5 protein-coding genes and 2 pseudogenes are annotated in these 8,875 nt (G+C 63.7%); 6 read left to right on the forward strand and 1 reads right to left on the reverse strand.

All coding sequences use genetic code 11. From position 1 onward, the window contains the following. Nucleotides 1–32 precede the first annotated feature (32 nt). Nucleotides 33–1,936 (reverse strand): annotated as a pseudogene (exaA, locus tag IQK56_RS28880) (quinoprotein ethanol dehydrogenase). A 254-nt stretch (nucleotides 1,937–2,190) separates the two neighbouring features. On the opposite strand from exaA, the gene pedF reads away from it, so the two are divergent. From pedF to exaC, 6 genes and pseudogenes are all read left to right on the forward strand, one after another. Beyond that, nucleotides 2,191–2,652: a cytochrome c-550 PedF gene (gene pedF / locus IQK56_RS28885; RefSeq protein ID WP_122305778.1), complete on the forward strand. Its 462-nt coding sequence runs from the start codon at nucleotides 2,191–2,193 to the stop codon at nucleotides 2,650–2,652. Nucleotides 2,653–2,655: 3 nt separating this feature from the next. Continuing rightward, nucleotides 2,656–3,531, forward strand: coding sequence for a substrate-binding periplasmic protein (locus IQK56_RS28890; RefSeq protein WP_193901921.1), 876 nt, complete (start codon nucleotides 2,656–2,658; stop codon nucleotides 3,529–3,531). A 9-nt stretch (nucleotides 3,532–3,540) separates the two neighbouring features. Then, nucleotides 3,541–4,290, forward strand: a complete 750-nt coding sequence (locus IQK56_RS28895; RefSeq protein ID WP_150760625.1) for a quinoprotein dehydrogenase-associated SoxYZ-like carrier — start codon at nucleotides 3,541–3,543, stop codon at nucleotides 4,288–4,290. Between the two features lie 16 nt (nucleotides 4,291–4,306). Beyond that, nucleotides 4,307–5,236, forward strand: a complete 930-nt coding sequence (locus tag IQK56_RS28900; RefSeq protein ID WP_193863423.1) for a quinoprotein relay system zinc metallohydrolase 1 — start codon at nucleotides 4,307–4,309, stop codon at nucleotides 5,234–5,236. 106 nt (nucleotides 5,237–5,342) lie between these two features. Then, a pseudogene (locus IQK56_RS28905) lies at nucleotides 5,343–7,117 on the forward strand (PQQ-dependent methanol/ethanol family dehydrogenase). A 121-nt stretch (nucleotides 7,118–7,238) separates the two neighbouring features. After that, the gene (gene exaC, locus IQK56_RS28910; RefSeq protein WP_193863426.1) at nucleotides 7,239–8,759 is read left to right on the forward strand and encodes an acetaldehyde dehydrogenase ExaC; all 1,521 of its coding nucleotides are present in this window, start codon (nucleotides 7,239–7,241) and stop codon (nucleotides 8,757–8,759) included. The last annotated feature ends 116 nt before the right edge of the window (nucleotides 8,760–8,875 follow it).

The raw sequence follows: 8,875 nt of genomic DNA on the forward strand, positions 1-8,875 counted from the left end.
AAAAAAAGCGCGCCCCGGCATTTGCTGATGGGTTATTTCTGAGCGGTCTTGTTATCCCAGCTCGGGATCTTGAACACCCAGAACGAGCCGCCTTGCGCCACTGGCTTGGTCAGCTCGGCCATGTCGCCACCCCACAGCGGCACCGCGCCGCCATAACCGACGGTCACGCCGACGTACTGTTCGCCATCCTGCTCCCAGGTGATCGGCGGCGAGACGATGCCGCTGCCGGTCTGGAACTTCCACAGCTCCTTGCCGGTTTTGGCGTCGAAGGCCTTGAAGAAGCCGTCGCCAGTGCCGGTGAACACCAGGTTGCCCTTGGTCGCCAGCACGCCGGCCCACAGCGGCAGGTGTTCCTTGTGTTCCCACACGACTTTGCCGGTGGTCGGGTTCATCGCCCGCAAGGTGCCGACGTGGTCGTCATACATACGCTTGATGCGAAAACCCATGCCCAGGTACGCCGAGCCCTTCTTGTAGTTGACCTCTTCGGTCCAGTATTCCTCTTTCCACTGGTTGCCCGGAATGTAGAACAGCCCGGTGTCCTGGCTGTAGGCCATGGGGTTCCAGTTCTTGCCACCCAGGAACGGCGGCGAGACTTCCACCGGTTTGCCCTTGGTTTCACCCGGCAAGGGCTTGGCCGGGCGCTGGCCTGGGTTTTCCACGGGGCGGCCGGTCTTCAGATCGATGTGGCTGGCCCAGGTGATGTTGTCGACGAACGGGAAGGCGTTCTGCAACTTGCCGTTGTTGCGGTCGACCACGTAGAAGAAGCCGTTGCGGTCCGCGTGGCCGGTGGCCTTGACCACTTTGCCGTCCTTGTCCTTGTAGTCGAACAGCACCAGTTCGTTGTTGCCGGAGAAGTCCCAGGCATCGTTCGGGGTGTGCTGATAGAACCACTTCACTTCGCCGGTGCTCGGGTCGACGCCGACCTGGCCCGAGGTGTAGAGGCTGTCGAAGTCGTGGGGGTTGCCGTCCTTGGAGGTGCGTGCCCAAGTGTTCCACGGGCCGGGGTTGCCGGCGCCGACGATGATGGTGTTGGTCTCGGCATCGAAGCTCGCGCTCTGCCAAGGCGCGCCGCCGCCGTGGCTCCAGGCTTCGACCTTGCCGGTTTCGGTGGTTGGATCATCGGGCCACGACGGCGCTTTGACGTCGCCGGTCGGTGTGCTGTCCTTGCCGTTCAGACGGCCCATGTGGCCTTCCACGAACGGGCGCATCCACACTTCTTCGCCGGTGTCGGGGTCGCGCGCATACAGCTGGCCGACCACGCCGAATTCATCGCCGGAACTGCCGTGGATCAGCAGCACTTTGCCGCTGACCTTGTCTTTGATCAGCACCGGGGCGCCGGTCATGGTGTAGCCGGCGGCGTGGTCGCCGAATTTCTTGTTCCACACCACTTTGCCGGTGTTTTTGTCGAGGGCGATCAGGCGCGCATCGAGGGTGCCGAAGTAGATCTTGTCGCCGAAGATCGCCGCGCCGCGGTTGACCACGTCACAGCAGGGGCGAATGTTGTCGGGCAGGCGGTGGTTGTAGGTCCACAGGCGCTTGCCGGTCTTGGCATCCAGGGCGAACACGCGGGAATAGGAACCGGTGACGTACACCACGCCGTCGCTGACGATGGCCTGGGATTCCTGGCCGCGTTGCTTCTCGTCGCCGAAGGAGTAGGACCAGGCCGGCGTGAGCTTGAACACGTTCTTGTCATTGACCTGGGCCAGTGGGCTCCAGCGCTGGGCGTTGGTGCCCATGCCGTATTGCAGCACGTCCTGGGTGGTCAGGTGGTCGTTGGCGATGTCTTCCCAGGTGACGTTGCGTGTCGGCTTTGAGTAGAAGGGGCAGGCTCGGCGGCGGCGAAGCCGGTGGCGCTCAAGGACAGGCTGCCGACCAGCAGGAAGGCCTGCACGGCAAGGCTCAAAGGTGAGAGGGCGGGTAGCGATCTTATTGTCATGGTTGCAGTTCCCAGTGGAGGTTTTGGCCTGCACAGGGTGGAACGCCGGGGCCGGGGACGGATACGGAAAATGTCCCGCTGTGTCCGGGAAGACTTCCCGGACCGCCGCTGTTTTAGGCGTGCCCCACAAGCCCTACTACCAAGGGAGGAGAGGGCGGCCACCAAAGCAGCATACGGCCCGTGCCCAGGGCTTTCTAAGATGGTTGCCATAGCCTCTGCAATGAGGTGTTGCGTGCAATCCTGAGGGCAAAATAATGACAACAAAACACAGTGCCTTGTTTGTGGCTGGGCTGTTGGCCGGCGTGATCGGCGCGGGCTCCGCCTGGGCCCATGGCAACGTCGTCCCGCAAGCGGTGGAAACCAAGGGCCTCACGGCGATCAAGGATGCCGGCGTGCCGGTGGACGGCGATGGCTGGGCAGCGGTGAACCCGTATCGCACCTCGCCGGAACATGACAAGGCCGTGGAAATCGGCTCCTCTGCCTATAACCAGAACTGCGCCGCCTGCCACGGCCTGGAAGCCAAGTCCGGTGGTATCGCCCCGGACCTGCGCATGCTGGATGCGGGGGAGGCCGGTGATGAGTGGTTTGTCGAACGGGTACGCCATGGCGCCGTGCGCGACGGCCGGGTGTATATGCCGAAAATGGCCGACTACCTGAGCCAGGAAGCCCTGTGGGCGGTGCGTACCTACCTGGACTCCGTGCGCGTCGAGGAGTAAGCCATGCGCCTGTTCGCTTATGTGCTCGGCCTGGCCCTGTTGTGCTGCCAGACGGCACAGGCGCAGGTGCGCAGCTATGACCAGATGATCGCCGCCGGCGAGATCAAGGTGGCGGTGTACAAGGACTTCGCCCCCTACAGCTTCCAGGACGGCAGCACTCCACGGGGTGTCGACGTGGAACTGGCCCAGGCCCTGGCCAAGGCATTGGGGGTGCAGTTGACCCTGATCTGGGCGCCGGCCGGGGAAAAACTCGACGACGACCTGCGCGACTACATCTGGCGCGGCAGCCCGTTGCACAATCAGCAACTGGCCGACCTGATGATGCGCGCCCCCTACGACCACGCCTATGCGCAAAAACGCAATGACCAGGGCGAGCTGGAAAACGGCCATGTGGTGATGTTCGGGCCGTACCAGAACGAACAATGGCAGGTGGCCTATGACCGCCGGCGCCTGGACACGGTCGCCAGCGTGGCGGTGTTCGAGCAGCACCCGATTGGCGTCGAAGTCGACAGCGTGCCGTCCTTTTACCTCACCTCGGTGTTCAACGGCATGCTCGCCGCCAAGACCCGCCACTACCCCGGCGTGCCCCAGGCGTTTGCGGCCATGCAGGCCGGCGACGTCGACGCGGTGATGGCAATGCGCGGTGAAATCGACTGGCAGGTGCACGAGGCCCACGACCCGCAACTGGCCCTGGCGCAAAACGCCTATCCGAACATGGGCAAGCAGCGCTGGGAGATCGGCATGGCCGTGCACGAAAGCAATCGCCAGTTGGCCTACGCCGTGGAAGAGGCGCTCGAAGGCCTGATCCGCGACGGCTCACTGCAAGCCATCTACCGCCATTACGGCCTGCAGTATGAAGTGCCCGAGATGTACCAATAGGAGCAGGCGATGAACTGGCGACTGAGCTGCATATTGGCCTGCTGGCTGCCGTTGGCGGCTCACGCCGTGGAGGTCGACCCGGTGCCGTCGGTGATGTGGGCGTTCTACCACAAGCAGTTGCTGGCGGATGCGCCGTTTGTGTTCGACGAGCGGGTAAAACTGCTGGCGCCGCCCTTCGCCGAGGATGCGCGCCAGGTGCCGCTGGAAATCGATGCGCGTGCCTTCAAGGGCGAGGTGGTGAAGATCCTGGCCTGGGCCGAGCTGAACCCGCTGCCCAGGATTGTCGACTTCCAACCCAAGGCCGGCGTGTTGCCCTGGCTGTCGCTGCGCATCCGCATTGAGCAGGCCACGCCGTTGCGTGCGGCGGTGCTCACCAAGGATGGGCTGTGGCATGTCGGCTCGACCCTGATCGACGCCGCCGGCGGCGGCTGCACCGCGCCCAGTGTGGTGCGTAGCCAACCGGGCTGGGAGGAGCACATCGGCGAAGTGCTGGGCGGGCGTTACCCCCGTGGCGAATTCAGCCGAGTGCGCGTGCAGGTGGCGCACCCGATGGACAACGGCATGGTCAGCGGCATCCCGGAATTCTTTATCAACCACGCACAGCTGCGTGGCCAGGACGACCAGGTGCTGGCCGAGCTGGAGCTGTTCCCGGCGGTCAGCGAAAACCCCAACCTGGCCTTCGACCTCGACGCGCCGGGCCCCACCCGCCTGGTGATGCGTGACAACAGCGGCAACGAATTCGACGCGGCCATCCCCTGACCAGAAGGAGCGCGGCATGCGCTGGATTCTATTGTTGTGCCTGGGCCTGAGCCTGCCCGTCCTGGCAGACCTCGACTACGCCCTCAAACCCCGGCTGATCGCCGACGACACCTGGCTGCTTGAAGGCAGCACCGACAACTTCGCCAAGGCCAATGGTGGCAATATCGTCAACACCGCGTTCATCGTCACCGAGGCAGGCGTGGTGGTGATCGACACCGGGCCGTCGCGGCGCTACGGCGAAGCGATGCGCGAGGCGATTGCCCGCGTCACCCCCAAGCCGGTGATCCAGGTGCTGATTACCCACCATCACCCCGACCATGCGCTGGGCAACCAAGCCTTCAAGGACGTGCCCATCGGCGCCCTGGCCGACACCACGCGCCTGCTGCATGAACAGGGCGACAGCATGGCGCAGAACCTGTACCGCATGGTCGGCGACTGGATGCGCGGCACCGAGGTGGTGTTGCCCTCCCAGGCGCTGGAGCCCGGCGTGCTGAGCCTTGGCCGCCACGATCTGCGCCTGCTCGCACTCACCGGGCATACCGGCGCCGACCTGGCGATCCTCGATCAGAGCACCGGCGTGCTGTTTGCCGGTGACCTGGTGTTTTACCAGCGTGCGCTCACCACGCCCAACAGCCCAGGGCTGGCGGCGTGGCTGGCGGACATCGACACCCTGCAAGCCTTGCCCTGGACCTTGATCGTACCCGGCCACGGCCCGGTGGCCAGTGACCTTCAGCCCTTCGCGCAGATGCGCGACTACCTCACCTGGCTCGATCAACTGCTGCGCGACGGCGCGGCCCAGGGCAACGACATGGCGGAGATGATCCGCAGCCCCATCCCCGAACGCTTCGCCGCGATCAGCCTGAGCCGCTATGAACTGATCCGCAGCGTCAGCCACCTGTACCCGCGTTACGAGCGCGAGCAAATGCACCCGCTACTAAGGAACTAGCAATCTCGATACTGCGGTCAATTGTGACAACGGTCCCTGCGCCCAAGAATCTGCACCAGACCGGGAAAATTTCCCGGGTATAACAAAAACCGCAGAGGTAGCCGTCATGACCCAACCCGCACGTCGCCAACCCTTCGCCTTGAGTGTGTTGCTCGGTGCCATCCTGTTGTCCGGCCAGGCCATGGCCGCCGTCACCGATCAGGATATCCTCCAGGACCCGAAAAACCCCGGGCAGATTGTCACCAACGGCCTGGGCGTGCAGGGCCAGCGCTACAGCCCGCTCGACAGCCTCAACGTGGACAACATCAAGGACTTGCGCCCGGTCTGGGCGTTTTCGTTCGGCGGCGAGAAACAGCGCGGGCAGCAGGCCAGCCCATGGTCAAGGACGGGGTGATGTACCTCACCGGTTCCTACTCGCGGGTGTTCGCGGTGGACGCACGCACCGGCAAGAAACTCTGGCAGTACGATGCGCGCCTGCCCGATGACATCCGCCCCTGCTGTGACGTGATCAACCGTGGCGTGGCGCTGTACGGCGATCTGGTGTTCTTCGGTACCCTCGACGCCAAGCTGGTGGCGCTGAACAAAGACACCGGCAAAGTGGTGTGGAGCAAGAAAGTCGCCGACCACAAGGAAGGCTACTCCATCAGCGCCGCGCCCCTGGTGATCAACGGCAAGCTGATCACCGGCGTGGCGGGCGGCGAGTTCGGTGTGGTGGGCAAGATCGAAGCCTATGACCCGAAGAACGGCGACCTGCTGTGGAACCGGCCGACCGTGGAAGGCCATATGGGCTACGTCTACAAGGACGGCAAGGCGGTGGAAAACGGCATCTCCGGTGGCGAGGCCGGCAAGACCTGGCCCGGCGACCTGTGGAAAACCGGCGGCGCGGCACCGTGGCTGGGCGGCTACTACGACCCGGAAACCAACCTGCTGCTGTTCGGCACCGGCAACCCGGCCCCGTGGAACTCGCACCTGCGCCCTGGCGACAACCTCTACTCGTCCTCGCGCCTGGCACTGAACCCGGACGACGGCACTATCAAGTGGCACTTCCAGAGCACGCCCCACGACGGTTGGGACTATGACGGTGTGAACGAGCTGGTTTCCTTCAACTACAGCGAAGGCGGTAAAGAGATCAAGGCTGCCGCCACCGCCGACCGTAACGGCTTCTTCTACGTGCTCGACCGTACCAACGGCAAGTTCATCCGGGGCTTTCCGTTTGTCGACAAGATCACCTGGGCCACCGACCTGGATAAGAACGGGCGGCCGATCTACAACGAAGCCAGCCGCCCAGGCGCGCCGGGCAGCGAAACCAAGGGCACCTCGGTGTTCGTCGCGCCGGCGTTCCTCGGTGCGAAAAACTGGATGCCGATGGCTTACAACCGCGACACCGGGCTGTTCTATGTGCCGTCCAACGAATGGGGCATGGACATCTGGAACGAAGGCATCGCCTACAAGAAAGGCGCGGCGTTCCTGGGGGCGGGCTTCACCATCAAACCGCTGAATGAAGACTACATCGGCGTATTGCGTGCCATCGATCCCAAGACCGGCAAGGAAGTCTGGCGCCACAAGAACTTCGCGCCACTGTGGGGCGGGGTGCTGACCACCAAGGGCAACCTGGTGTTCACCGGTACGCCGGAAGGCTTCTTGCAGGCGTTCAACGCCAAAACCGGCGAGAAAGTCTGGGAATTCCAGACCGGCTCCGGCGTACTCGGCTCGCCTGTGACCTGGGAAATGGACGGCGAACAGTACGTGTCGGTGCTCTCCGGCTGGGGCGGCGCGGTGCCGTTGTGGGGCGGCGAAGTGGCAAAGCGCATCAAGGACTTCAACCAGGGCGGCATGCTCTGGACCTTCAAGTTGCCCAAAGAGCTGGTCGCCAAGCACTGAATCTACGACCAAATGACCAGTGCCCCCCTGCCAACGGCGCATTCGCCCGGCAGCGGGGGCTCTTTACTATCGGGGCATCGCCTGTTGACCGACAGGCCCGGACCCAGACAGAGGCTTCAACATGATCTACGCACAACCTGGCACCCCTGGCGCTATCGTCAGCTTCAAGCCGCGCTATGGCAATTACATCGGGGGTGAGTTCGTCGCACCGCTGAGCGGCGAATACTTCACCAACACCTCGCCAGTGACCGGCGAAGTGATCGCCGAATTCCCGCGCTCCAACGCAGCCGATATCGACAAGGCCCTCGACGCCGCCCACGCCGCTGCCGACGTCTGGGGCAAGACTTCTGCCCAGGACCGTTCCCTGGTGCTGCTGAAAATCGCCGACCGTATCGAGCAGCACCTTGAAGTGCTGGCCGTGGCCGAGACCTGGGACAACGGCAAGGCCGTGCGCGAAACCCTCAACGCCGACGTGCCCCTGGCCGCTGACCATTTCCGCTACTTCGCCGGTTGCATCCGCGCCCAGGAAGGCGGCGCCGCCGAGATCAACGAACTGACCGCCGCTTATCACTTCCACGAGCCGCTGGGCGTGGTCGGGCAGATCATCCCGTGGAACTTCCCGCTGCTGATGGCCGCCTGGAAACTTGCTCCGGCGCTGGCCGCCGGCAACTGCATCGTGCTCAAGCCGGCTGAACAAACGCCGCTGTCGATCATGGTGTTTGCCGAGCTGATCAATGACCTGCTGCCGCCGGGCGTGTTGAACATTGTGCAGGGCTTTGGCCGTGAAGCCGGGGAGGCGCTGGCCACCAGCAAGCGCATCGCCAAGATCGCCTTTACCGGCTCCACCCCGGTGGGCGCGCACATCATGCATGCCGCCGCCGAGAACATCATTCCGTCCACCGTGGAGCTGGGCGGCAAATCGCCGAACATCTTCTTCGAAGACATCATGCAGGCTGAACCGCAGTTCATCGAAAAAGCCGCCGAAGGCTTGGTGCTGGCGTTTTTCAACCAGGGCGAAGTGTGCACCTGCCCGTCGCGGGCGCTGGTGCAGGAGTCGATCTACGAGCCGTTCATGGCCGAAGTGATGAAGAAAATCGTCAAGATCAAGCGCGGCAACCCGCTGGACACCGAAACCATGGTCGGCGCCCAGGCGTCCGAGCAGCAATTCGACAAGATCCTGTCCTACCTCAAAATCGCCCAGGAAGAGGGCGCGGTGCTGCTCACCGGCGGCGCAGCCGAGCGCCTGGAAGGCGACCTGGCCAGCGGTTATTACATCCAGCCGACCCTGCTCAAGGGCCATAACAAGATGCGCGTGTTCCAGGAAGAAATCTTCGGCCCAGTGGTGGGCATTACCACCTTCAAGGACGAGGCTGAAGCCCTGGCGATTGCCAACGACAGCGAGTTCGGCCTGGGCGCCGGCTTGTGGACTCGCGACATCAACCGCGCCTACCGCATGGGCCGGGCGATCAAGGCCGGGCGCGTGTGGACCAACTGCTATCACCTGTACCCGGCGCATGCGGCGTTTGGCGGGTACAAGAAGTCGGGTGTGGGGCGTGAGAACCACAAGATGATGCTGGACCATTACCAGCAGACCAAGAACCTGCTGGTGAGCTACGACATCAATCCGTTGGGCTTTTTCTAACTCCCTGATTGCAATGCGGTCCCCTGTGGGAGGGGGCTTGCCCCCGATAGCGGTCTGACATGAATGTTGACTGATCCACTGCCATCGGGGGCAGCCCCTCCCACATTTTGCTCCCT

The organism is Pseudomonas cyclaminis, from assembly GCF_015163715.1.
Classification (GTDB): domain Bacteria; phylum Pseudomonadota; class Gammaproteobacteria; order Pseudomonadales; family Pseudomonadaceae; genus Aquipseudomonas; species Aquipseudomonas cyclaminis.